The 25,080-nt window shown below is 51.4% G+C and carries 18 protein-coding genes and 2 tRNA genes; 17 read left to right on the top strand and 3 right to left on the bottom strand.

The features are described 5' to 3' along the window. The first annotated feature begins 396 nt into the window (after positions 1 to 396). The 11 genes from MKX70_RS28720 to MKX70_RS28670 all read left to right on the top strand — a co-directional run bounded on the left by MKX70_RS28720 (position 397) and on the right by MKX70_RS28670 (position 18,756). Complete coding sequence (locus tag MKX70_RS28720) at positions 397 to 3,378, top strand: carbohydrate binding domain-containing protein (protein ID WP_340788676.1); 2,982 nt, start codon at positions 397 to 399, stop codon at positions 3,376 to 3,378. An 88-nt stretch (positions 3,379 to 3,466) separates the two neighbouring features. Then, positions 3,467 to 7,282 (top strand): carbohydrate binding domain-containing protein, encoded by a 3,816-nt coding sequence (locus tag MKX70_RS28715; RefSeq protein WP_445323687.1) that lies wholly within the window; start codon positions 3,467 to 3,469, stop codon positions 7,280 to 7,282. Between the two features lie 1,193 nt (positions 7,283 to 8,475). Further along, positions 8,476 to 10,269 (top strand): two-component system histidine kinase PnpS, encoded by a 1,794-nt coding sequence (pnpS, locus tag MKX70_RS28710; RefSeq protein ID WP_042234678.1) that lies wholly within the window; start codon positions 8,476 to 8,478, stop codon positions 10,267 to 10,269. 195 nt (positions 10,270 to 10,464) lie between these two features. Further along, positions 10,465 to 11,193: a response regulator transcription factor gene (locus MKX70_RS28705; protein WP_039304977.1), complete on the top strand. Its 729-nt coding sequence runs from the start codon at positions 10,465 to 10,467 to the stop codon at positions 11,191 to 11,193. Positions 11,194 to 11,332: 139 nt separating this feature from the next. Then, a complete protein-coding gene (gene pstB, locus MKX70_RS28700; RefSeq protein WP_039304980.1) occupies positions 11,333 to 12,088 on the top strand; it encodes a phosphate ABC transporter ATP-binding protein PstB in 756 nt (251 codons plus the stop codon). A 123-nt stretch (positions 12,089 to 12,211) separates the two neighbouring features. Beyond that, the gene (gene phoU, locus MKX70_RS28695; protein WP_039304983.1) at positions 12,212 to 12,871 is read left to right on the top strand and encodes a phosphate signaling complex protein PhoU; all 660 of its coding nucleotides are present in this window, start codon (positions 12,212 to 12,214) and stop codon (positions 12,869 to 12,871) included. 228 nt (positions 12,872 to 13,099) lie between these two features. Next, complete coding sequence (polA, locus tag MKX70_RS28690; protein WP_042234680.1) at positions 13,100 to 15,772, top strand: DNA polymerase I; 2,673 nt, start codon at positions 13,100 to 13,102, stop codon at positions 15,770 to 15,772. Positions 15,773 to 15,823: 51 nt separating this feature from the next. Further along, positions 15,824 to 16,666, top strand: a complete 843-nt coding sequence (gene mutM, locus MKX70_RS28685) for a DNA-formamidopyrimidine glycosylase (RefSeq protein ID WP_042234682.1) — start codon at positions 15,824 to 15,826, stop codon at positions 16,664 to 16,666. A 195-nt stretch (positions 16,667 to 16,861) separates the two neighbouring features. Beyond that, a complete protein-coding gene (locus MKX70_RS28680) occupies positions 16,862 to 17,587 on the top strand; it encodes a manganese efflux pump (RefSeq protein WP_042234684.1) in 726 nt (241 codons plus the stop codon). A 9-nt stretch (positions 17,588 to 17,596) separates the two neighbouring features. After that, on the top strand, positions 17,597 to 18,193 hold the full coding sequence (gene coaE, locus MKX70_RS28675) for a dephospho-CoA kinase (RefSeq protein ID WP_042234685.1): 597 nt from the start codon (positions 17,597 to 17,599) through the stop codon (positions 18,191 to 18,193). After that, positions 18,193 to 18,756: a lytic transglycosylase domain-containing protein gene (locus tag MKX70_RS28670; protein WP_340841710.1), complete on the top strand. Its 564-nt coding sequence runs from the start codon at positions 18,193 to 18,195 to the stop codon at positions 18,754 to 18,756. Before coaE ends, MKX70_RS28670 begins: the two co-directional genes overlap by 1 nt. A 99-nt stretch (positions 18,757 to 18,855) precedes the next feature. Here the strand turns inward: MKX70_RS28670 and MKX70_RS28665 are convergent, their stop codons facing one another. Beyond that, a complete protein-coding gene (locus tag MKX70_RS28665) occupies positions 18,856 to 19,074 on the bottom strand; it encodes an alpha/beta-type small acid-soluble spore protein (protein ID WP_039305013.1) in 219 nt (72 codons plus the stop codon). A 164-nt stretch (positions 19,075 to 19,238) separates the two neighbouring features. Between MKX70_RS28665 and nrdR the strand changes: the two genes are divergently transcribed. The 4 genes from nrdR to MKX70_RS28645 all read left to right on the top strand — a co-directional run bounded on the left by nrdR (position 19,239) and on the right by MKX70_RS28645 (position 20,867). Further along, positions 19,239 to 19,715 carry a transcriptional regulator NrdR gene (nrdR, locus tag MKX70_RS28660; protein WP_039305242.1) on the top strand — a complete coding sequence of 159 codons (477 nt, stop codon included), beginning with the start codon at positions 19,239 to 19,241 and terminating at the stop codon, positions 19,713 to 19,715. A 246-nt stretch (positions 19,716 to 19,961) separates the two neighbouring features. After that, positions 19,962 to 20,037 (top strand) — tRNA-Ala (locus MKX70_RS28655). A gap of 6 nt (positions 20,038 to 20,043) precedes the next feature. After that, positions 20,044 to 20,116 (top strand) — tRNA-Lys (locus MKX70_RS28650). A 202-nt stretch (positions 20,117 to 20,318) separates the two neighbouring features. Beyond that, on the top strand, positions 20,319 to 20,867 hold the full coding sequence (locus MKX70_RS28645; RefSeq protein WP_340841359.1) for a GNAT family N-acetyltransferase: 549 nt from the start codon (positions 20,319 to 20,321) through the stop codon (positions 20,865 to 20,867). A gap of 113 nt (positions 20,868 to 20,980) precedes the next feature. Here MKX70_RS28645 and MKX70_RS28640 read toward each other — a convergent pair whose 3' ends face one another. Together MKX70_RS28640 and MKX70_RS28635 are read right to left on the bottom strand one after the other, a co-directional pair. Continuing rightward, positions 20,981 to 22,309 carry a TerD family protein gene (locus tag MKX70_RS28640; RefSeq protein ID WP_340841358.1) on the bottom strand — a complete coding sequence of 443 codons (1,329 nt, stop codon included), beginning with the start codon at positions 22,307 to 22,309 and terminating at the stop codon, positions 20,981 to 20,983. Between the two features lie 52 nt (positions 22,310 to 22,361). Further along, the gene (locus MKX70_RS28635) at positions 22,362 to 22,925 is read right to left on the bottom strand and encodes a hypothetical protein (RefSeq protein ID WP_042234710.1); all 564 of its coding nucleotides are present in this window, start codon (positions 22,923 to 22,925) and stop codon (positions 22,362 to 22,364) included. A gap of 127 nt (positions 22,926 to 23,052) precedes the next feature. Between MKX70_RS28635 and MKX70_RS28630 the strand changes: the two genes are divergently transcribed. Further along, positions 23,053 to 23,529, top strand: coding sequence for an IS1096 element passenger TnpR family protein (locus tag MKX70_RS28630; RefSeq protein ID WP_052416203.1), 477 nt, complete (start codon positions 23,053 to 23,055; stop codon positions 23,527 to 23,529). A gap of 474 nt (positions 23,530 to 24,003) precedes the next feature. Beyond that, positions 24,004 to 25,041: an ABC transporter substrate-binding protein gene (locus tag MKX70_RS28625; RefSeq protein ID WP_340841357.1), complete on the top strand. Its 1,038-nt coding sequence runs from the start codon at positions 24,004 to 24,006 to the stop codon at positions 25,039 to 25,041. Positions 25,042 to 25,080 lie beyond the last annotated feature (39 nt).

The raw sequence follows: 25,080 nt of genomic DNA, 5'->3' as shown, positions 1-25,080 counted from the left end.
AGCTTAGCAATCTCCCTGTGACAGTGATTTGTTGGATGATATGAATCAAATAGTATATTTATTCAGTGATAGTGAGACCTCTTTCGTTTGGTTGAAAGAGGTCTTTTTGCGGTGCTGTCTATGAAAAAAATCGAAACCGGTACCTGTTCCAGAGGATCATGCTGCTCGCTGATGCTAAACGGGGAATTTTTTGCGTATTGCAGAGTCGTTATCCTATATGGGATACGGGTTCTGAGAAAGAACAATTTATAAGTCTTGACAGCGTATACAAGTCCATGTTAATTTTTAGTGGGGAAACCGGTTTCCCTGAAGTGAGTAAGATGAGGCTCTAGACGGTAGCTTGTTCTTTTTGTTAGAAAGTGTTGTGCATACGCATTTATGAGAGGGAGATGAAGAATGAAACGTAAACATTGGCTTATCCCCGTCCTTATCACATCTATGGTTCTTTCGATCACGATGAATTTATTTGTTCTGCCTCCAGTTAAGGTTGAAGCGGCCAGTATCGGCACGGTTACAGAGAATGACACGATTTATCAGATTATGGTTGACCGTTTCAATGACGGAGACTCCTCCAATAATGCCACAGGAGCCGCCATCCGCTATGGGGAGACCTCTGAAGAGGATTTCCGCTATATGAAGGGTGGAGACTGGCAGGGAGTTATCAATAAGCTCCCCTATATTCATAATATGGGCTATACGGCGATCTGGATCTCTCCGGTTGCCGAACCGCAGATGACTAACCGGGAGAATAACGGAACAGGGAAGAACACAGCTTACCACGGATACAATGTCAAAGACCCTAATGCGGCCAACCCTTATTTCGGTACAAAAGAGAAGCTTAAAGAGCTGGTTGATTCAGCGCATGCGCTCGGAATCAAGGTCATCATCGACGTGGTTCCGAACCATATCGGCGATTATATGCTGGGAACCCAGGCTTATTATGATATCCCGGCATTGCAGCCGGTAGCCCCTTTCAATAATCCGGCCTGGTATCACCATAACGGGGATATCAACTGGTCGCTGGCAGACGGACGATATGATCAGTGGGCCCAGGATTATTTGGAGAATCACGATCTGGGCGGACTGGATGATATCGACTTCGATGTTCCTGCCGCCAAGCAGGCCATCTTCAGCTCGATTAAAGGCTGGTTTGATTATACAGGTGCGGATGGTGCCCGCGTTGATGCCGCCAAGCTGATGAAGCCGACGGATATCGGGGAGCTGCAGACGCTGCTGGGCGTGAACACCTTCGGAGAGAATTTTGACGGCAATGCCGAATTTGTCTCCCGCTGGGTTGGCAGCAGCAAGGAGTGGGGCATGCTCGATTTCCCGCTATTCTTCTCTGTCTTGAACAGCTTTGCTTACGGACAATCCTTCGATTCTAATGTTAAGAGTACACTGGCTCTCGATTCCTATTACAACGGCAATGCGAATCATATGGTTACCTTCATTGATAATCATGACCGCAACCGTTTCCTGACAGAAGCCGGAGGCAGTGTAGAGAAGCTGCAGAATGCCTTGTCCTTCATCTTCACTGTGCGCGGAACCCCGGTGGTGTTCCAGGGGACAGAACAGAACAAAGGCAACGGGAACGGCCAGATCATGACTGGCGGCATTGCCGATACATGGAACCGCTGGTCCATGGTGAAGCGTGATGCAAGCGGCAACGTGGTGGAGAATTATTTCAATGAGAACGCCAGCACCTACAAGCATGTAGCCAAGCTTAACGAAATCCGCAAAAATAATCCTGCGCTGCGCACCGGCACCCAGCGTGAAATGTGGTCTGCCCAGAATCTGTACGCGTTCTCCCGCCGGATTGACAGCGGGACCCATGTGGGACAGGAAGTCATCTCCGCATTCAGTAATGCTTCGGGCGGGTCGCAGACGGTTACGATTCCGCTGCGCGCTGAGAGCACTCTTACTGTAGGGACGGTACTGATTAACCAGTTGAACACCTCTGACACGGTAACCGTGCAATCAGGCGGCGCGACCGGCAAACAGATTACGGTTACTCTTGGTGCGAATTCCGCCAAAATCTATTCGAAGACACAGCCTATTGTGGATACTCAGGCTCCGACTGTACCAACGAATGTAACAGCCACTGTGCAGAATGCATCCAGTGCGATTGTAAGCTGGTCAGCTTCCACGGATAATGCCGGAGTTACAGGGTACGAGATTTACCGTAATGGAGTCAAGATTGGAACCTCGGCAACTACCTCTTACACAGACAACGGCTTGTCTGGCAGTACAAACTACTCGTATACAATAAAAGCGTATGACGCCGCCGCCAATCTGTCGGCTTTCAGTGCAGCTGCCCTGATCGTCACGCCTGCCGGAAATAGTGTGACGATCTATTACAAGCAGGGCTACACCACACCTTATATCCATTACCGCCCGGCTGCGGGCACCTGGACGACTGCGCCGGGTGTAGCGATTCCTGCGGCTGAAGTGGCAGGTTACAACAAAATCACCATCAATATCGGTGCAGCCACCCAGCTGGAAGCCTGCTTCAACAACGGCAGCGGCACCTGGGACAGCAACGGCGGCAGCAATTATCTGTTCGGAACGGGCACGTGGACGTATATTCCGACAGGAACGATCCAGGCAGGGGGGCCGGCCGGGCCGACTGCGACACCAACGGTGACGCCAACGCCGACCGCAACACCAACAGCTACATCGACCGCGACACCAACGCCAACCGCAACACCAACAGCCACACCGACCGCGACACCAACGGTTACACCGACAGCAACCCCTGTGCCAACCGCCACTCCGGTAGGGAATACAGCGACGATCTACTACAAGAATACGGCCTATACCAACTCTTATATCCATTACAAGCTGGATGGGGCAAGCACCTGGACGACCTCGCCGGGCGTGCAGATGCAGGCATCCACATTCAGCGGCTACAAAGCGATTACCATCGAGCTCGGAACCGCGACCGGACTTACTGCAGCGTTCAATAACGGCAGCGGAACCTGGGACAGCAATGGCGGCAGCAATTATCACTTTGGCGCGGGCAGCTCAAGCCTTGTGGGGGGAAGTCTTACCACCGGAGAACCTCAGGCGGACAGCGTGACCTTCCGGGTCACTGTTCCGGCCACCACTCCAGCGAGCGGGCCTGTCTATCTGACCGGGTCGTTCAACAGCTGGAATGCGGCTGACCCCGCATATCTGCTGACCAAGGGCAGTGACGGAGTCTATTCCATCACCCTGAGCCTTCCGGCAGGGACAGCAGTGACGTATAAGCTGACGCGCGGCAGCTGGGCTACGGTAGAGACCTCATCCGGTGGAGCAGATATTGCGAACCGAGCGCTCACGCCGGCGGGCGGCGCACAGACCGTCAACCTGACCGTGCAGCGCTGGAAGGATCAATAGGGAATGACAGGGGGGCGAAGGATGAATTCCGGCGCCCCCGTTCTTTTGAATAAGCTGATGTGGTTGAAGAGAGAGGAGTTGTAAGCTGATGAGAGCATCCCGGTATTGGCGCAAAATCACAGCCCTGCTGCTTGGTGTGCTTCTGATGATCCCGGCAGCAGCCACTAATGTCTCGGCAGATATTGCCGCTACGCATGTGTACCATAACCATATGCCGAATTTCTGGGCGTACTATGATTTGAACTCCTATAACGCTGCCCCGGCAGGAAGTCCGATCCGCTATACGTATGATGGTGAAGTCATCCAGTTGAAGCAGAACCCGCCTGCGGGATATACCTATTATTTGCCGAACGGCAACCCGATGCCGCATGATGATCTGGTCTCCTATTATTCACATCACGCGAAGACAGGAGCGTACTTAACCTGGCCCTGGAGCGTGGCGAATACGCTGCACAGCAATTATCCCCAGGCACAGATGCATGTTACAATGTCCGGCTCGGTTGTAAATAACGTGAATAGTATTATTCAGCAGGGTAATGTAAGCGGATACAGTAATCCAGCTTGGGGTGCCCCCTGGAAGAGCGCCGTTGATCAGCTCAAAACAACAAATGGCAGCAACATGCTTGATCTGATCCATTTCTCCGGACATCACTCCATGGGTCCGCTGGTCGGCAACGACTATTTGCTCAAGGATATGATCTATCATGGAGCCACATTGGCTCAGCCTTATTTTCTCGGAAGCAGCTATAAGTCCTCTAAAGGGTTTTTCCCGACAGAGCTGGGTTTCTCTGAACGGATAATCCCCGTCCTTCAAAAGCTGGGCATCCAGTGGTCCGTTATCGGCAACAACCATTTTTCCCGCACGCTTAAGGACTATCCGCTGCTGAACAGTCCCGGCACGGATACGATGGTCTCACCGCCCAACCGCAGTGATCTGCAGAATGTCAGCACTGTAGGCTCCTGGGTAAATGAACCGATGTTCAACGAGCAGCAGGTTGTCTATAACAAGTATCCTTTTGCCTCCACAGCCCATTGGGTCCGCTATGTGGACCCGGCAACCGGGGCAGAATCCAAAGTGGTCGGCGTTCCGGTTGCACAGGCGCAGTCATGGGAAGAAGGATATTTGGGCCAGGTAAAAGCGGATGTGCTTAAGCCGTATGAGAATCTGGTCGCGCAGAAGCAGATTTTTGTGGTGGCTCATGACGGGGATAATTCTTCGGGTAGGGCCGGCTCCGAGGAGACCTGGCGCAATGCCGGGAATGTCACCTATGCCAGCAGCGGTGTAACCGGAATGGGGATTGACGAGTATCTGCGCAATAATACACCAGCAGCCTCCGATGTTGTCCATGTTCAGGACGGCTCATGGATTGATACCCGGGATTCCTCCTCTGATCCGACCTGGTACCACTGGCATCTGCCGTTCGGCATCTGGAAAAGCCAGTTTGCCAGCTTCAATCAGGTGAACGGCACCTCTTATGCGCCGAAGAAGAATCTGTCCGGTGTCGAAGAAGGCATGACCGTATCCTTCGAGAAGGGTTACCATTATCTGGAGCGTAACTTCGCCTTGCTGCAGGCTTCCCTGAATTATGCCAAGACAGCCGAGCAGATCTGGCTGGATGAGCATCCGAATTACTGGAAGCCGGTTAATCCGATTGACCGTGAGGTGACTTACGAGGGCAATCAGCTCAACCCTTGGATGATCTCCTATCCGGTAAAAGGGAACACCGCAAGCGATTATGCCGGCGGCGCCAATCCGGCTGAATTGGCCTGGTATTTCCTGCTCCCGGCGATGGACTCCGGCTTCGGGTATTACGATGAGAATGTGGATGACAGCGTGAAGCCGGCACTGTCCTTCAATCAATCGCTGTATTTCTCCAAGCCTTATGTTACACAAAAGCTGGCCAAAGACAAAACCGGCCCCTCCGTATGGTGGCCGCAGCGTTACCCGTACAATCCGGGCAGCGCCAATGTCAGCAAGGCTGAAGGCTGGACGCTGCAGCATTTCAATAATGTGTTCTCCATCTATACCTACGCTTTCGACACCAGCGGAATCAGCGATATCAAGGTGAAGGTCCGGGCACACCGCGACAAGACGGCAGATGCTGCGGACAATACTTTCAAGGTCTATGACCCGGCGGGCCTGGCTGCAGCAGGAATATCCAATATTGACCCTGCCAAGGTCGGTGCCTGGACGGAATACCCGATGACAGTCCGCGATCTCAGCACGGATATCAACGGGGTCGACTGGCAGCCAAGCAGCAAGGCGATCATGCAGAAGGTTCCGGCTAAGGACATCGGCAATCTGTATTTCAGTTATATCTCGGATTATCGTGACCAGCTGGTGGACTACTATATTGAAGCCAAAGACGCTAAGGGTAATGTAACGAAAAGCGATATCCAGCAGGTCTACGTCGGAGCAGGAAAATATACATTGGCAAACGGAAAATATACTGAGAGCATGCAGGGAACCGTTGAGGGCACGCATCCGTTTATTACCGATGTGCCTGCAGTTCCGGACACGGAAGCCCCGTCTGTGCCGGCTAATCTTCAGGCAGCTGTGGTCAATGCCTCCTCGGCCTTGCTGACATGGAATGCAGCTACCGATAATATCCGTGTGACAGGTTATGAGATCTATCGCGATGGCATCAAGATCGGTACATCACCGTCTGCTTCGTATACAGACAGCGGCTTGTCCTCCTCTACGACGTATGAATACAAGGTCAAAGCTTATGATGCTTCGGGCAATCTGTCCGGACTGAGTGCGCTTGCATCCGCCACAACACCGGCGGGGAATAATGTGACGATCTATTACAAGAAGGGCTACACCACACCGTACATTCACTACCGTCCGGTTGCGGGTACCTGGACGACTGCGCCGGGCGTAGCGATTCCTGCGGCTGAAATGGCGGGCTATAACAAAATCACGATCAATATCGGCTCCGCCACCCAGCTGGAAGCCTGCTTCAATAACGGCAGCGGTACTTGGGACAGTAACGGCGGCAGCAATTATCTGTTCGGCACCGGCACCTGGACCTATACCCCTACCGGGCAAATCCAGGCGGGCGCCCCGGATGTTCCGACGGCCACGCCGACCGCCACGCCAACGGTTACGCCGACAGCGGTGCCAACGGCTACGCCGACAGCGGTACCAACGCCAACCGCAACACCAACAGCCACACCGACCGCGGTGCCAACGGCTACGCCGACAGCGGCACCAACGCCAACCGCAACACCAACAGCCACACCGACCGCGACACCAACGGTTACACCGACCGCAACCCCGGTGCCAACCGCCACTCCGGTAGGGAATACAGCGACAATCTACTACAAGAATACGGCCTATACCAACTCTTATATCCATTACAAGCTGGATGGGGCAAGCACCTGGACGACCTCGCCGGGCGTGCAGATGCAGGCATCCACATTCAGCGGCTACAAAGCGATTACCATCGAGCTCGGAACCGCGACCGGACTTACTGCAGCGTTCAATAACGGCAGCGGAACCTGGGACAGCAATGGCGGCAGCAATTATCACTTTGGCGCGGGCAGCTCAAGCCTTGTGGGGGGAAGTCTTACCACCGGAGAACCTCGAGCGGACAGCGTGACCTTCCGGGTCACTGTTCCGGCCACCACTCCAGCGAGCGGGCCTATCTATCTGACCGGGTCGTTCAACAGCTGGAATGCGGCTGACCCCGCATACCTGCTGACCAAGGGCAGTGACGGAGTCTATTCCATCACCCTGAGCCTTCCGGCAGGGACAGCAGTGACGTATAAGCTGACGCGCGGCAGCTGGGCTACGGTAGAGACCTCATCCGGTGGAGCAGATATTGCGAACCGTGCGCTCACGCCGGCGGGCGGCGCACAGACCGCCAACCTGACCGTGCAGCGCTGGAAGGATCAGTAACTGGCTGCATTCCGTGCTTACACCAAAAGTTGGTTTAACTATTAGAAGCGAAAATGCTCTCTCCTAACTACACTTTAGTTAACAACCCCACAAGTTGCCAGTAATCGCTGGTGGGATTAGCGCGCAATATTTCATTTCTTTCTTCACACCTGATTCGTTACCGGCAGAATTAGACTCTGAAGAAGCTCTGCAGGCATAATTGTTGTACGTTTTACAACTTTGATCCCTAGATATCTGGATGTGTGGAAGGATTGTTGTATGAAATACAACAATCCTTCCACAAAACTTCTTTGAGAAGGAGAAATGCTGTATTTGGTACAACAATTTGGTATTTGGACCAATATAATAGAGAAAATGTTGTATTTTATGCAGGATTTTATAAAAACCTATCTAGTCTGAGCTACAATAAGCGGTTGCATTGGTATTTGTGCTGGTTAATACCATTTAAAGGAAGAATATTGATCTATAGACTATAATGTGTGTTAAAAGAATAGCTCCTTTTAAATGGTGTGTGGTCCAGCCATTTAAAAGGGGCGATTTCTTTTTTCTATTATTTTATGGAGGGGAGGATTAAGGGTTGGAGTGTTGAGGTGTTGGAGTGTTGAGGTGTTGGAGTGTTGAGAGTGTTGGGATTGCTGGAGGGTTGAGGATTGAAGGGTTGAGGATTGAAGGATTGAGGATTGAGGATTGAGGATTGAGGATTGAGGATTGAAGAATGGAGGGCTGAAGCTTTCAATGATTTAAAGGGTCTACAGGTTTGCCGTAACTTCCCCCTCTTAAACAGCGGAGCGGACGGACTGATTGTGGAGAAGCGATAGCGTTCGCCTTTGTTCCCGGATTTTCACCGCTAAGGAGAATAAATAAAATCCGGGAACAACAGCGATCGGAACAACGGTCCGTTTGCGGAGCGTTCACAGCAAGTTCAAACGTCCCTCGTACAGCGATCGGAACAACGGTCCGTTTGCGGAGCGTTCACAGCAAGTTCAAACGTCCCTCGTACAGCGATCGGAACAACGGTCCGTTTGCGGAGCGTCCATCCAAGTGCTAAAGCAGCTTTTACTCCAAGCACCAAATAACATTCATCCACTCCCATTTTACACTCCGTTGATAATCGCCGCCGGAACTGGTATTTTGACGAAAATGGAGGTAGGATGTTCACAAGGACACAATGATAAGGAAGAGGACTACTACTGATGAAACCGTTCCGCGTTAGGCTTACATTCATACTCATGGCCCTGATCGGGATCTCCATGACCGGGGCTGGCCTTACAATGGCCCAACTGTTTAAGGACTCACATATTTCCGTACTGGAAGAAAACATGTCCCGGGAAATAAATCTGCTCTCCGGCACATTTACGTTCAAGGATATGCACGGTCCGGACGCCATGGATTATTATACAGACCAGGCCCGGACGATATCCACACTGACAGGTTCGCGCATCACCTTCATTACGAAGGAAGGCCGGGTAATTGGTGATTCGGAACGCAATCCGCTGGAAATGGACAACCACTCCACCCGGGAAGAGGAACTGCTCGCCGCGAAAGAGGGGATTGGCCGGGCAATCCGCTACAGTGATACGCTGGACCAGGAAATGCTCTATGTAGCAGGTGCGGTAGTTTCTGACCAGGGCTTTGACGGATATATCCGGCTCTCCATGGGGCTGGATGCGGTGACGGAAGGACTGAACCGGGCGTGGATGATTATGGCCGGAGGACTCGTGCTGCTGTTTATGGCAGCCACTTTTGTGAGCTATAAAGTAGCCTCCAGCATGACCTCACCCCTAGAGCAGATTACCAGAGTAGCGCGGCGTATCACCGATCTGGATTACGATGCCCGTGTGCCGATGAAGCGCAAGGACGAGGTCGGTCAGCTGGCGACAGCGATCAACGCGATGGCGGACAGTCTCCAGGCCCAGCTGAAGACCATCCGCGACAACGAGGATCTGCTGCAAAGCGTACTCGATAACATGACCGGCGGGATCGTGATGATTAACGCTGAGGGGGAGATAGCCCTGCTCAACCGTGCGGCAGAACGGCTCCTTGATGTGAAGAACAGCGAGATGACCGGGCATTCCTACAAAGAGATCAAACATCATTATGAGCTGACCCGGCTGATTGAAGAAGGCGTATCCCGTAATGAACCGGTCCATGAAGAGCGTATTATCTATAATCCGGTGGAGCGGATTGTACGCCTGGACGGAGTGCCGATGATTCAGGACGGTTCCACCCGGGGAATGCTGTTCCTGCTGCAGGAGGTTACGGAAATCCGCCGTCTGGAGAAAATGCGCAGCGAATTCGTCGCGAATGTCTCCCATGAGCTGAAGACCCCGGTAGCTGCGGTAAAAGGCTTCGCCGAAACCCTGCTCGGCGGGGGTGTTACGGATGAGAAGACGGCACGTTCGTTCCTGCAGATTATTTATGATGAGAATGAACGGCTGAACCGCCTGATTGGAGATATTCTGGAATTGTCCAAAATTGAATCCAAACGCGTCCAGCTAGACTGCTCGCCGGTTCATTTGATCGAGTTCTTCGATTCTGTGCTGGAAACACTCAGCAAGGTGGCGGAGAAAAAGAAGATCACCCTGAGCTCGGATGTACCTGCTGAGCTGTTTATCGAGGGAGATGAAGACAAGCTGCGTCAGATCTTCATGAATCTGCTCTCGAATGCGATCAACTACACGCAGGACGGGGGAAATGTAAGGGTCACCGTAGCCAATGTTCAAAAGGCAGACGGAACGGAGAGTGTGCGCTTTACCGTGAGCGATACGGGCATGGGGATTCCGCGCAAGGATCTGCCGCGGATCTTCGAGCGTTTCTACCGGGTGGACAAAGCCCGCTCCAGAAGCTCCGGCGGAACCGGCCTGGGCTTGTCCATCGTGAAGCATCTGGTAGAGCTGCACAGGGGATCAATTACGGTAGAGAGCGATCTGGGCATTGGCAGCTCTTTTATCCTGGAATTACCGCTGCTGCAGGAAGAGAACGAGTAACCTGCCAGCAAGGATTCAATTCTGTAAGGACATCCGTCTTAAGCCTGTGGAGAGGCGTATGTCCTGATTTGATTGTATGCCGGCAAAGGGGTAATATTAAATTCGTAATTTTACACCAAGTTAACATTGTGGTGCTATGATGTGCATGTGTGCAGTTTTGTAAATTTAATAACCTATGAAAAGACGGGGGAACCTATGGCACAACGATTGCTTGTCATTGAAGACGAACCGACACTAGCCCGGCTGCTGTCTTATAATTTGACACAGGAAGGCTATGAAGTGACGGTGGAGGATCATGGAACGGCAGGATATGACCGTGCGACTAGAGAACCTTTTGATTTAATCGTACTGGATCTTATGCTGCCCGGCATGAACGGCATTGACATTCTGGATAAATTGCGTGGACAGGGCATACGTACACCGGTCATTGTGCTGACGGCCAAGAATGCCGAAGAGGATGTAGTCCGGGGCCTGAAATCCGGGGCCGATGATTACATAACCAAGCCGTTTGGAGTCTCCGAATTACTGGCCCGTGTCAGCGCGGTTCTGCGCCGGATATCGGGGCTTGCCGAGGAAGCCCCCCCGGAAACGGCGGTATCCGCTTCGACCATTATCCTGGGACAGCTGGAAATCTACCCGGAACGTTATGAAGTTTCGCTGGGTGGACAGAGTATTAATCTGCGTCCCAAGGAGTTTGAAGTCCTGCTGTATCTGGCCCGGAAGCCGGGTGTGGTTCTGACGCGTGATGATCTGATGAATGCGGTCTGGGGTTTCGATTATATCGGCGGCCAGCGTACTGTAGATGTTCATGTCAGCTCGCTGCGCAAGAAGCTTGAGCTTGATCCAGAATCCGTGCATATTGATTCCATCCGCGGCGTAGGCTATAAGCTGGTCGTGAACAAGAAGAGAACACCAGTCATTTGATATGGCGGTGTTCTTTTTCTGATACACCTGTTCTGCTGAATTTTGATTTTACACAGCGTTAACAATTCTCTAGAGCTCTATTTACACTGAAAGCTTATCATGGGGAACGAAGATGATGAGAAGGAGACTATAGAAACTAATGAAATCCATCATTGACATAGAGAAACTTGATCTCTACTATGAGTCATTTCACGCGCTGAAGAATGTGGATCTGCAAATTCCGGAGAAACAGGTTACCGCTTTTATCGGTCCTTCCGGCTGCGGAAAGTCCACGCTGCTGCGTACCCTAAACCGAATGAACGACATGATTCCCGGAACGCGTATTGAAGGAACAGTAAACATCGGCGGTAAAAATATTTACAGCGACGAGATTGAAGTGGAAAGCCTGCGCAAGCAGGTAGGGATGGTGTTCCAGCAGCCCAATCCTTTTCCCAAGTCGATTTATGACAATGTAGCTTATGGTCCGCGCCTCCATGGGGTGAAGGGCAAAGCCGAGCTTGATGTCATTGTGGAGCAAAGCCTGCGCCAATCCGCACTCTGGGAGGAAGTGAAGGATTTCCTCAAGAAGTCTGCCCTCAGCTTGTCCGGTGGCCAGCAGCAGCGTCTCTGCATCGCCAGAGCCCTTGCCGTACAGCCGGATATTCTGCTGATGGACGAGGCCACCTCTGCACTTGATCCGGTGTCCACGCTGAAGATTGAGGAGCTGGTACAGGAGCTGCGGGATAAGTATACGATTGTAATGGTCACGCATAATATGCATCAGGCCGCCCGGGTGTCGGGGCGCACTGTATTTTTCCTGAACGGAGTTATCGTGGAGGCTCAGGATACGGAATTACTGTTCTCGAATCCCAAAGACTCCCGCACAGAAGATTATATATCCGGACGCTTCGGTTAAGCGGCAGAGGAATTCGTTTTCCGGAAGGAAATCAGCTGTATAAGCTGAACTTAAGAAGAGGGACGGCGGTTTCTTAAGTTCACTCTATATGACCATATGTTTTTGAGGAGGATCGTTTTCAATATGATTCGCAGAAAAGAATTCGATAAAGATCTGGAAGAGCTGCGCAATCTGCTGGAGCAGATGGGCGAGCATGTTACGGATGCGCTGGAAGGTGCAGTACTCGCTTTGCAGAATCTGGACACCGTGCGGGCACAGGAAATTGTTAAGAACGATTTACGGCTGAATGCGATGGAAGACCGGATTATGGAGATCGGCTCACGGCTGATCATCACCCAGCAGCCGGTAGCCAAGGACCTGCGCCGCATTATTGTAGCCTTCAAAATCTCCAGTGACCTCGAACGTATGGGGGATCTGGCACTGGATGTGGCTAAGGTAACGATGCGGATCCAGGGGCAGCAGCTGATTAAACCGCTTGTGGATATTCCGCGGATGGCCGAGATTGTTACGGTAATGATCTCAGAGGCAATTCAGTCCTATTTGGATGAGAATACGGATCTGGCCTACAAAATGGCCCAGGACGACGATCAGGTCGACGGGCTGTATAGTGCAATGATTAATGAACTGTACACTTACATGGTTCAGAAGCCTGAGTCGGTTAATCAGGCTATGCTGCTTACGCTGGTTGGCCGCTATATTGAGCGTATCGCGGATCATGCGACCAACATTGGCGAAAGCGTAGTTTATCTTGTAACGGGCAAACGTCCGGACCTGAATCAATAAAAGCATAAGGCACGACAGCAAGCCTTCATCCCCGGAGGCTTGCCTTTTTTGTTTTAAAGCGCCTTCTAATTGGAAATCCTGCTTAGAATGCCTGAAGCTGCAGACCTGGTGTGAATCCGTCCGGCTTCATTATAGGCTTCACTAGAATCAATCATCCTTATGTTTCAACTTGGTGCGGGGCATATGGTACTATATAAGAAGTAAGCAAGATAAAGGCGAGGTGCTATAGTGGACAAGCTGATACTGATTGATGGAAATAATATCATTTACCGGGCGTTTTTCGCGATGCCGCCGCTGACGAATACAGCAGGACAGCAAACGAATGCGGTGTACGGTTTCACGACAATGCTTCTGCGTTTGATTGAAGAGCATAAGCCGAGTCATATGATTGTGGCCTTTGACGCCGGTAAGATTACCTTCCGGCATGAAGGGTATGAAGACTATAAAGGCGGACGCCAAAAGACTCCGCCGGAATTGTCTGAACAGTTCCCGCTTCTGAAGGAACTGCTGCAGGGATTAGGGGTGCCGCAGTTTGAGATCGGCGGCTATGAAGCCGACGATATTATCGGCACCATCTCCCGCGAGGCGGATGCCGCAGGGCGGCAGGTGATGATTGTGTCCGGGGATAAGGACATGCTACAGCTGGCGTCCGAGCATACAACCGTCGCGCTGGTCCGTAAGGGCGTTACGGAAGTAGAGTTGTACGGGCCGCAGCAGATCCGGGACAAATATGATCTTACCCCGGAGCAGATCATCGATCTGAAAGGGCTGATGGGCGATGCCAGTGACAATATTCCCGGTGTGCCGGGAGTAGGGGAGAAGACAGCGCTTAAGCTGCTTCAGCAGTTCGGATCGGTGGAAGGTGTACTGGCCGGAACCGGTGAGCTGAAGGGCAAGATGAAGGAAAAGCTGGAGGAGCATGCTGACAGCGCCATCATGAGCAAGAAACTGGCGACGATCTACCGCGAAGTTCCGCTGGCGCATGCCTGGGAGGATATGGTCTTCAGCGGTATTAATACGGATACGGCTGGCCCTGCACTCGCTAAGCTCGAATTCAAATCCCTGCTCGAACGCCTGTCGCTGAGCGCCTATTCCCATACGGCCGATGGCAGCAGTTCCGATCCAGCAGCGGTGGAAGCGGCAACGCTTAATATCACTATTGTGGATGAAGCCGGACTGGCGGACCTGATTACTGCGCTGCCGGGCATTTCGGCGCTGCATGTGGAGTCGAATGGTGAGAATCCGCACCGTGCGGAGGTCATTGGTCTCGGGCTGTCTTCGCCGGAGCAGCACTACTTCGTGCCGTTTGCACTGCTGAAGAGTGCCGCAGCGGCGCCGCTGCGGCACTGGCTCGGCGATGACAAAGCGCCGAAGAGCGGGTATGACCTGCACCGTGCCGATCTGGCGCTGCATTGGCAGGGGATTGCTTTTGCCGGAGCTGCTAATGATGTCCAGCTTGCCGCATATCTGCTCGATCCGACGGAAGCGAACCAGAATCTGAATGATCTCACGAGCAAATACGGTCTGCCCCGCTTATCACCGGATGAAGATGTATTCGGCAAAGGGGCCAAATATAGAATACCTGAGCTTGAGATTCTCGGAAACCACGTAGCCCGCAAGAGCGCAACTGTGCTTGGCATCGTGCAGAAGCAGCAGGAGGAGCTGGAAGAGACCGCGATGACCGGACTGTTTCAGGATCTGGAAATGCCGCTCTCGCGGATTCTTGCCGATATGGAGAAGCAGGGCATTGCGGTTAACAAAGATGACCTCATAGAGCTCGGCAAAGAATTCGAAGCACAGATCTCCAGGCTGGTTGGAGAAATCTATTCGATCTGCGGAACCGAATTCAATCTCAATTCACCGAAGCAGCTGGGGGAAATCCTGTTTGTGAAGCTCGGCCTGCCTGTCGTGAAGAAGACGAAGACCGGGTATTCCACCGATGCCGAAGTGCTGGAGAAGCTGGCTCCTTACCATGACGCTGTGCGCCTGATCCTGCAATACCGTTCCATTGCCAAGCTGCAATCCACCTATGTGGAAGGCCTGCTGAAGGAAATCTCGCCGGAGACCAGGAAGGTACACACCTTCTACCGGCAGACGATTGCCGCTACGGGACGGCTCAGCAGCCAGTTCCCGAACCTGCAGAATATTCCGATCCGGCTGGAAGAAGGCCGCAAGATCCGTAAGGTGTTCGTGCCTTCCGAACCCGGCTGGTCGATTCTGGCGGCGGATTACTCGCAGATTGAGCTGCGGGTGTTGGCACATATCTCCGGCGATGAGCGGATGAAGGAAGCTTTTGTAGAAGACATGGATATTCACACGAAGACCGCGATGGACGTATTTGGCGTTACTGCCGATATGGTGGACAGCAATATGCGCCGTTCAGCCAAAGCGGTTAACTTCGGAATTGTGTATGGCATCAGCGATTATGGCCTGTCACAGAACCTGAACATTCCGCGCAAGGAAGCGGCCCAGTTCATTGAGCAATATTTCGAAGTGTTCAAGGGTGTCCGCCGCTATATGGATGATATCGTCGTAGAGGCCCGTAAGCAGGGGTATGTGACCACCTTGCTGGAGCGCCGCCGCTACCTGCCGGAGATTAACGCGAAGAACTTCAACTTGCGTTCCTTCGCCGAACGTACCGCCATGAATACACCGATCCAGGGGACGGCTGCCGATATTATCAAGCTGGCGATGGTTCACATGGACAAGGCGCTATACGAGCGCGGGCTGAAGAGCCGTATGCTGCTGCAGGTACACGATGAGCTTGTATTCGAGGTGCCGGAAGATGAACTGGAGCAGATGAAGCTGTTGCTGCCGGAGGTTATGGCCGGAGCGCTGAAGCTGTCCGTTCCATTGAAGGCAGAGGTAAGTTTTGGAAGTAACTGGTATGAAGCGAAATAGGCTCCCCGCATCTGCTGGATATCCGGTATAATGGAGTGGAGGTGAGCCATTATGCCGGAACTGCCGGAAGTCGAAACAGTCAGAAGAACACTTAATGATTTAATTACAGGCAAGCAGATAGAGCATGTCACCGTCCGGCTGCCGCGGATTATTCAGCGCCCGGATGATATTCAGGCTTTTGCCCATATGCTGGCAGGCCATAGCGTAGTAACGGTTGAGCGCAGAGGCAAGTTCCTGCGGTTCGTCTTCGATGGACTTGTGATGGTCTCCCATCTGCGGATGGAAGGCCGTTACGGGGTGTACCGGGAGGGCGAGCCGCTGGACAAGCATACTCATGTGATTTTCCATTTCTCCGACGGTACGGAGCTGCGTTATACCGATGTGCGCCAGTTCGGAACGATGCATCTGTTCCAGCCGGGTGAGGATCTGCTGCTGAAGCCGCTGAATAAGCTGGGACAGGAACCGCTGGATGCGGATTTCACCCTGGAGCGTTTCAAGCAGATTGTCTCGAAGAGAAGTACCAAAATTAAGCCGCTCTTGCTGAATCAGGAATATATCGTCGGTATCGGTAATATTTATGTGGATGAATCCCTGCACCGTGCCGGCATTCATCCGGAAGAAACCGCAAACTCCCTCTCGGAGGACCATCTGGCCAGGCTGCATCATGCGATCGTTGCAACCTTGACAGAGGCGGTGAATGCGGGAGGCTCCTCAGTGAAGTCGTATGTCAACGGCCAGGGGGAGAGCGGGAATTACCAGGATCAGCACCGCATATACGGACGCAAGGATCAGCCTTGCGCTACCTGCGGAACGTTGATTGAGAAAAGTGTTGTCGGCGGCCGGGGCACGCATTATTGTCCGAGCTGCCAGCCAGTACCGGTGCAGACAAGGTAAGCATTCAGCCGGGCGTATGAAGTGGATTTATAGGAAATTCTAAGGGAATTCTAAACGGTGTTGTCCATGCTTCATCAAAAGGCAGGCACTCACTGCCCGTCCCGCCCATATAATGTGTGAAGATTGCTGATTAAGGCGAACGGAGCCCGGCTGACAAGGCCGCCAGGTTCCGGTTCTTCACGGGAGGGATTGCGGGTGCTTAGCCCATTGTTGTCACTGCTGCTGCTTGCGTTTGCTCTTAGTTTGGACGGATTTGGTGTAGGCATTACATATGGACTGCGTAAAATGAAAATTCCTTTGCTCTCAATTATGATTATCTCGCTCTGTTCGGGGGTAGTCATTTGTGTGTCTATGCAGGTCGGCGTCCTGCTGGCCAAGGTGGTCTCACCGCATGCCGCTTCCAGTATCGGAGCGGTTATTCTCGTCTTGATGGGTTGCTGGTCACTATTTCAGATGCTGACACAGAAAGAGAAGGAGCAGGGGGAAGCAGAGCTGGGAGCCGGAGACGGGCTGCCAGACCGGCAGGCCTTGCTGGAGACGGCTGCCGCTGCGATTAGGGAAGATGCGGGACCGCTGAAGCCGGCTGTATTCTCGCTGGAGCTCCGGCATCTGGGGGTAGTCATTCAGATCCTCCGCACCCCGTCTTCCGCCGATATGGATGCTTCCGGGAGTATCTCCTCCATGGAAGCCATGGTCCTGGGCATTGCATTGTCGCTGGATGCCTTCGGTGCCGGTCTCGGCGCTGCGCTGCTCGGGTTCAGCCCGGTGTCGACCTCGCTGATGATCGCTGTGTTCAGCGGAACATTTCTGCTGCTGGGGATGAAGACAGGACTAAGATTGTCAGGCAGCTACTGGATGAAGCATGCGGCTGTTCTGCCGGCGTTATTATTGATTGCAATGGGTATAATGAAGCTATTATGAGGTGAGTACATGATTATGGGCTTAACCGGAGGGATTGCTTCCGGAAAAAGCACCGTGTCCGCACTGTTTGTCGCCAAGGGAGCTGCTCTGGTGGATGCCGATGTCATCGCCAGAGAGGTTATGCTCCCCGGACATCCGGTGCTGGCCGCTGCTGTACAGGCTTTTGGAGAGACGATTCTGCAGCCGGACGGAACATTGGACCGGCCGAGGCTGGGGGAGATCGTTTTCCGGGATCCGGAAGCACTTCAGACCTTGAACCATCTGACGCATCCGGCGATCCGTACAGAAATTAAGGACCGTATGTATGCGTTAGATCAGGAAGATCCGCAGCGGCTGGTTATTGTGGATATTCCGCTGCTCTATGAATCACAGCTGGACAATTTATTCGATCATATTATTGTGGTATATGTGCCCCGCAGAGTCCAGTTGGCCAGGCTCATGGCGCGGAATGGAATGACGCTGGAACAAGCCGAGAACCGGCTGAAATCGCAGATGGACATCGAACTAAAGCGCAGGAAAGCCTACTACGTGATCGACAATAGCGGTGATCCCGGAGCTACGGAGCGGCAGGTTGCCAGCCTGTGGGACAGGCTGGGCCTCTTATGATGAAGTGGTTGCGCAAAAAAAGAGTACTGCTGTTGCTGTTTATTGGCTTTACAGCGATCCTGTTCCTGGGCACCAATTGGATGTCTTGGTTTTATCCGATACATTATAAAGATGAGATCCGCAAACACAGCCTTACTTATGAGATGGACCCGTTCCTGGTGGCATCAATTATCCGGGTTGAGACCAATTTCAAGACCGGACGCGAATCCAAAAAAGGTGCAATCGGACTGATGCAGCTGATGCCGGATACCGCCAAGTGGGCGCTGGAAAAGGCCAAGCTTCCTGAAGTGTCGCTTGAGCGGCTAAAAGAAGAGCCATCCTCCAATATCGAACTGGGTACCTGGTATTTGTCTAAGCTTTCCCGGCAGTTTGACGGCAACCGGACAGCGGTTATAGCCGCCTATAATGCCGGACCCGGCAAAGTACAGAGCTGGCTGGATGAAGGCCGGTGGGACGGAACAGAAGCGTCTGTGAAGGATATCCCGTTCGGAGAGACCCGTCACTATGTACAGCGTGTCATCTATTATTATGACCAATACACAGAGCTCTACAGTGAATTCTGAGGCTCTGCTTTAAATATTGCGTTTGTGCCGACATAAAAAGAAGCATCAAACGGCCCGGAGGCCGTTCAATACTTCTTTAGGCAAGCTTATGGAGACAGGTTATTTGTATTGACCTGCCAATTGCTGTTCAGCCAGGGTTACAAGACGTTTAGTGATGTAACCACCGATCGAACCGTTTTCGTAAGAAGTTTTATTGCCTTGGTATCCATCTGGGGAGAGGGTGATACCTAGTTCTTGGGCAACTTCGAATTTCAGTTGTTCCAAGGCACCGCGTGAATTTGGAGCTACCAGGTTATTGGAGCTGTTGTTTTGGCTCATTGCTGTTCACCTCCTATCGGTTGGTAACTGTATTATGTGCTGGACTTGCCATATTCATAACAACAAATAAACGGTGATTTCTGGAAATTAACATAAGCCCCGTTTAGCCTGGTTATTCAGGAGCGGGGCATACCCATTCTTACTATGAGGAAGTGATGAAGCTTATGAAATGCCCTTACTGTGATCACACCAATACCAAGGTGCTTGACTCCCGTCCAGCCAATGAGAATAAGTCCATCCGCCGCAGGCGCGAATGCGAACTGTGCAGCCGCCGTTTCACCACCTTCGAAATGATTGAAGAAACCCCGCTGATCGTCATCAAAAAAGACGGCAGCCGCGAAGAGTTCAGCCGTGACAAAATCCTCCGTGGCCTCATCCGCGCCTGTGAGAAGCGTCCCGTTTCTGTAGAGCGCCTGGAAGTCATCGTATCCGAGGTTGAGAAAAGCCTGCGCGGCATCGCCCTGGCCGAGATCGAGAGCCGCCAGATCGGCGAGCTGGTCATGGAGCAGCTCTACCCTGTAGACGAGGTAGCTTACGTCCGCTTCGCGTCCGTGTACCGCCAGTTCAAGGACATCAACATGTTTATGAAGGAACTGAAGGGACTGCTCTCTAAGGGGACTGAGGAGCTGGACGGGCTGTAGGAGGCTTACTGAAGAGGGAATGTGTCATTCCTGGCATAAAGGGGCTAGCCTTGATATTGTGAGGCTGGCCTCTGTGAGAAGCGCTTCTGTATAGAAATTAATTAATTTTATAAAAGTGTTGACACTGATCCCGAATTTCTGTATTATATAGAAGTCGCCTACGAAACATAACAACTTGAAAGCGACTTGAGTGAACCGCTCAAAATGGATTTCAGAATACATAATGTGATTCGAAATCAAGCGTATGGGGAATTAGCTCAGCTGGGAGAGCGCATCGCTGGCAGCGATGAGGTCAGGGGTTCGAGCCCCCTATTCTCCACCATACTACGGACTCTTAGCTCAGTTGGTAGAGCAGTAGACTCTTAATCTATTTGTCCAGGGTTCGAGCCCCTGAGAGTCCATCACAGAAGAAACGGCAGAGATGCCGTTTTTTTGCTGTTTTCATTAGTAGACGGAAATCAAATAGTATGTATTCGTCTATATATTAAACTCATGTTTGATGAAGAAGGGCTGGGTTGCACTAGCCCTTTACTCTAGGAGAGTTTCCACGCAGTATATTCTTCACGGCTAGTCATTGATTCTTTTAAGAAAGGAATATAAGCCATGATCATTACCAAGCAGGAATACAAGGTGAAAGGTCTGAATTACACGATCCGCTCAGCAGTTAAGACAGACGCGAAGGGTCTGTCCGGGTTAAGGCTTCAGATTGACGGGGAGACCGAGCATATGGACCGGGTGCCGGGAGAGGCTTTTATTGATGAAGCCGGATTTGAAGAAATCATCGGGAGGGACATGAACCATCCGCGGAATATATGCCTGGTTACGGAAGCGAACGGCAGAATCATTGGTTATTCCCGGTGTGAAGGACATGATCTGCAGCGGTTTAAGCACAAAGTGGAATTTGGAGTAGGAGTTTTGAAACAATATTGGGGCTTCGGAGTGGGCGCAAACCTTTTGCAAGCATCCATTTCCTGGGCTGACGCAAACGGAATAACCAAAATCATTCTAAGCGGCGTTCTGGAAACCAATGAGAAGGCGATCCGCTTGTACAAGAGCCTTGGTTTTGAAGTCGAAGGTATATTGAAGAAGGACCGTATCCTGTCAGACGGGAAATATTACAGTACATATACGATGGCGAGATATACAGATTAGGCCTGGGATTAAAAAGGCTTGATGGTCCCCAAGAACGGCAGAGCTGCCGTTCTTTTGATGTTCTTAGACAGTTGGAGTGTTGGAGTGGAAAAACGGGGCATCCGATTAACGCTCTATTTACTCCCGGCTTCCCATCTCAGATTCCAGTTATAGTGCTGATCCAATTCCTCATGTCCGGCGAAATATTCTACAAGCCGCTCCACGCTGAAGGTCTCATCCTGCTGATTACGAATCATGGCGATGGCACACATTCCCTTATTATTGTTGTGCTCATCCAGCCGGACTTCGATCTCAGGTCCGTTCTGCTGCCTGATAGTCACACGGGCGTCAGCCTGCGACCAGTTCGTGATTCCCTCATAGATAAAGGCAAAGACAACAATCCGGCTGATCTCGGAAAGATAATGGCCGTTGATCCGCAGATTCTCACCTGTGGCGATCGATCCGGTGCGGTCATCCCCATCCAGGGAGATGTAGGGTGGCCTGTTCAAGCTGCCGAAGGACTCACCGAGTGCCTGGACAGAGCCCTTCAGCCCATTTTTCAATTCAAACAGACAACCGAGATCAAGATCGATGCCTTTGCTGCCGAACCAGCCGGATGATTGGGTCTGCACCCAGTTCAGGTTAATCAGGATCTCGCCTAGTGATCCTGCCCCTTTCTGCAGATTGATCCGCTCCCCGCGTTGCTTAAGCAGATGGGAACCCGGATTTAAAGGTGGGGCTGGAGGTGATGCTGGCGATGCTGGAGGTGAAGCTGGTGAAGAAGGAGGCAAATGACCCGCTGGTTTCGGCCGTGACCTCAGCTCCGGGAGAATAAGGGGAGACTGCTGCGGCTGAACGACCCGGCTGGCGGGCTGAACAGACGGCAGAATGTCATTGATCCGAATCCCATAACTTTGGCATAAGGCAGCTAAGCCGCCTGCATATCCGGAACCTACTGCGCTGAATTTCCATTCATTCTGGTATCTGTAGATTTCTCCGGCTACAATTGCGGTCTCTACAGTGAACGCTTTACCCAGCCTGTAGCGGAGAAGCTCAGTTCCATCAGCAGCGTTGATGATCCGTAAATAGGCATCATCCAGCAGCGAGAAGCTATGCTGCCGCTTCTCAGCCTCATAAATCGTTAGTGCAAATGCAATCCGCTCGTATTCTGCGGGAATCTTACTGAGACTGACAGCGATTTGTGTGTTGTCGGTTAACCCTGCGTAAGTTTTTTTATCAGACTGCAATACACTTACAGACTGGTCCGGAGTAGAAGCGTTGCCATAAAAAATAAGGTCCTCATCTTTTGAGACGCTCTGGGATGGCGTAAGCAAAAAGGCGGAAAAATCAACCTCAACCGCAGAGCCCGTATTGTGCCAGCCCATTCCGACGATGATACGGGTAAGGAGAGGCGTATCTTTTGTTAAGTTGCATTTTTGTCCCTTTATCAGTTCAACGGTCATTGGAACCTGCCTTTCAGAAGATTAGTAGAATTGAATGAATACGTGAAGGAGCTTAGAATCTGTCGCGTCTTCCGGCATCAAGATTCGGACCGTTCAGACTGGATAACCTGTCTAAAGAATGTTCGTAGATACGTACAATATCCTGCACCTTTTGGAACTCCGGATCCGAGGGGCCCAGATTGTCCATGAACATCCGCTGCAGGATTTCTCTATAAAAGGAGATGCGGTTCTCGACAAGACTACATTCGTAATCAATGACCTCTTCCACCGAGTGCTGCTGAACAAATTCCATCAGGTCATCAGCCGGGTTATCGTAGGACTCCCGCTCATTGCGCGCGGCAACCGGAGTGTTCACGTTATCGAGGTTAACAGTGGAACGTATATCGGTGAAAAGAATTCCCTCTTTTGCCAGCATGACCTGAAAAGGCTTGTGCTTGAACAGCTCTTGGGCGACAAGAGAGCACATTGCCGGATTCCTCAGCAGAATGCCGTCAAAGGGGTGAAGCACCCAGCCTCTGTCATCCCGGTACAAGCTGAACGTGAAGTACTCGCCTCCATACTCATATTTCAGATTAATCGTAGTCTCTGAAGTAAGCTCATATTGAAATGCATCCATTCAAGTTCGCGCCTCCTGCATCTTCTTCTTTGGGTTTATATTAGCATAGCAGAATATGGGGAATGTTGGGAGAGCACGGTTGATTATTTACAATGAATTTAGTAGTTTAGTATAGGAGTGAACAACGATGAAGAATAATCAAGCACAATCTTTTAAAGTGACTTTAAGCGATAGGAACGTTGCGGTTCGTGGACGGCCTTTCCGTAATATAGTTATTGCTGCCGAAGACTCATTGTATGCTCTGGCGGAAATTTCGATTGAAGCCTTTGATTTTGATCTGGATCACGCCTTTGGCTTCTATGATAATATCAAAAACTGGACACGCTCTGAAAAAGGCTACGAGCTGTTTGCCGATATCGGTGAGAAGACGAAGTTCCCCGGCGTGAACAGGGCAAAAATCAATAAAGTATTCCATACTCCTAAACAAAAGATGTTACTCTTATTCGACTACGGTGATGAATGGCATTTTATTGTTCAGTATCTGGGAACTATAGAGGTGAGTCCGGGTCAGAAATTACCGATGATTATGGAGAGTAACGGAGAGGTGCCTAATCAATATGGAGGTTTCGGAGACGAAGAAGAATATGAGGACGAAGATGAATAACTTGGCGGCATGTAGTGCGCGAAATCCTCAATGCAGGTTTTGTACTGCATACGATACATGAGCGCTTGACTTTATATTTAGTATGCAAAGAGAGCCGTGCGTCAACACGACTCTCTGAGCAATAGCCGCTTTTAAGGGCGGAGGCTTTTAGGTGCTACGGGCAGAAATAGACCGCATCCTTTGGACAAGAGTCGGACTACACAAATGAATTTGCAATCAGCCCTGGGATTACTTCCAGGGTTTTTTGATTGGAATGAAATGAAGTACGAGTCCACCTCCCGTGTCTAAGGATATTAACTGCGGGAAAAATGTTAAAGACAACCAAAGATCCAATTTATGTATTTTATGTTACGTTATATGACATGACCATTTGTTTTAGTTGTGGATTTTAGATGATTTTGTCGAATAATAGGATTTTAATGAAATTTCAAGCTGATAAAATAGACCTATAACCAGACAAGGGGTGAAGAGGAAATGAAAAAGTGGTTAACGGTGTCACTTATTATGACAATGATGGTGGTTGTGCTCTCGGCATGCGGAGGAAACAAAGCGGATGAAGATGCTTCAGGCGGCAGCTCGAACAAACTGGTAGTCTATACCCCGAACAGTGAAGCAATGATTAATGCACTTATCCCGGCATTCGAGAAGCAGACTGGCGTTACAGTGGAGCTGGTATCGGCAGGCAGCGGCGAGCTGATCAAACGGATTCAGTCAGAGAAAACCAACCCGTATGCTGACGTCATGTTCGGCGGAGCTTATGCACTGTTTAACGATAATGCGGATTTGTTCGGGGAATATGTCTCACCTAATGATAAGGACCTATTAGAAGGTCACACCAATACGACTGGCATCATGACCTCTTACGTATCGGACGGAAGTGTGCTGCTAGTAAACACGAATCTCGCAGGTGATATTGAAATTAACGGTTATGAGGATCTGCTCAATCCGGAGCTGAAGGGCAAGATCGCGATGGCGGACCCGGCCAACTCCAGCTCGGCGTTCGCTCAGTTGACCAATATGCTTAGAGCTATGGGCGGAGATTATACCTCTGATGCAGGCTGGGATTATGTAGCCAAGCTACTGGAGAATTTGGATGGGAAAATTGCAGGAGGGTCCAGCAAAGCGCACAAAAGTGTTGCTGATGGTGAATACGTAGTGGCGTTAACCTACGAAGATCCGGCAGTCAGCTACGTAAAAGACGGTGCGCCGGTAAAGGTGGTATATCCGGAAGAGGGAACGGTGTTCCTCGATGCGGTAGCCGGCGTTGTTAAGGGTTCTCAGAATCAGGAGAACGCCCGCAAGTTCATCGACTTCCTGATCTCCAAAGAAGGTCAGGATGCGCTAGGACAAGAAACGACCAACCGTCCGCTGCGCACCGATGCTGCGATCGGAGACTTCATGACACCGATAGACCAAATCAAGGTGATTGATGAGGACGTAGCCTACGTTGCAGAGAATAAGGCAGCTATTGTGGAGCGTTATACTGAGCTGTTTACCAATATTGCTGAATAATTCATGACCAGAACCGTAAATCAGAGAGAAGGCGGGTGA

The organism is Paenibacillus sp. FSL R7-0312 (assembly GCF_038004445.1).
Classification (GTDB): Bacteria; Bacillota; Bacilli; order Paenibacillales; family Paenibacillaceae; genus Paenibacillus_AQ.
The sequence above is the reverse complement of the archived record's forward strand: the minus strand, read 5'-3'. Positions and strand labels throughout refer to the sequence as shown.

Excerpts from the sequence above, each read along its gene's own strand:
- MKX70_RS28720 (WP_340788676.1), top strand. The coding sequence starts at position 397 with ATGAAACGTAAACATTGGCTTATCCCCGTCCTTATCACATCTATGGTT.
- MKX70_RS28715 (WP_445323687.1), top strand. The coding sequence starts at position 3,467 with ATGAGAGCATCCCGGTATTGGCGCAAAATCACAGCCCTGCTGCTTGGT.
- pnpS (WP_042234678.1), top strand. The coding sequence starts at position 8,476 with ATGAAACCGTTCCGCGTTAGGCTTACATTCATACTCATGGCCCTGATC.
- MKX70_RS28705 (WP_039304977.1), top strand. The coding sequence starts at position 10,465 with ATGGCACAACGATTGCTTGTCATTGAAGACGAACCGACACTAGCCCGG.
- pstB (WP_039304980.1), top strand. The coding sequence starts at position 11,333 with ATGAAATCCATCATTGACATAGAGAAACTTGATCTCTACTATGAGTCA.
- phoU (WP_039304983.1), top strand. The coding sequence starts at position 12,212 with ATGATTCGCAGAAAAGAATTCGATAAAGATCTGGAAGAGCTGCGCAAT.
- mutM (WP_042234682.1), top strand. The coding sequence starts at position 15,824 with ATGCCGGAACTGCCGGAAGTCGAAACAGTCAGAAGAACACTTAATGAT.
- coaE (WP_042234685.1), top strand. The coding sequence starts at position 17,597 with ATGATTATGGGCTTAACCGGAGGGATTGCTTCCGGAAAAAGCACCGTG.
- MKX70_RS28670 (WP_340841710.1), top strand. The coding sequence starts at position 18,193 with ATGAAGTGGTTGCGCAAAAAAAGAGTACTGCTGTTGCTGTTTATTGGC.
- MKX70_RS28665 (WP_039305013.1), bottom strand. The coding sequence starts at position 19,074 with ATGAGCCAAAACAACAGCTCCAATAACCTGGTAGCTCCAAATTCACGC.
- nrdR (WP_039305242.1), top strand. The coding sequence starts at position 19,239 with ATGAAATGCCCTTACTGTGATCACACCAATACCAAGGTGCTTGACTCC.
- MKX70_RS28645 (WP_340841359.1), top strand. The coding sequence starts at position 20,319 with ATGATCATTACCAAGCAGGAATACAAGGTGAAAGGTCTGAATTACACG.
- MKX70_RS28640 (WP_340841358.1), bottom strand. The coding sequence starts at position 22,309 with ATGACCGTTGAACTGATAAAGGGACAAAAATGCAACTTAACAAAAGAT.
- MKX70_RS28635 (WP_042234710.1), bottom strand. The coding sequence starts at position 22,925 with ATGGATGCATTTCAATATGAGCTTACTTCAGAGACTACGATTAATCTG.
- MKX70_RS28630 (WP_052416203.1), top strand. The coding sequence starts at position 23,053 with ATGAAGAATAATCAAGCACAATCTTTTAAAGTGACTTTAAGCGATAGG.
- MKX70_RS28625 (WP_340841357.1), top strand. The coding sequence starts at position 24,004 with ATGAAAAAGTGGTTAACGGTGTCACTTATTATGACAATGATGGTGGTT.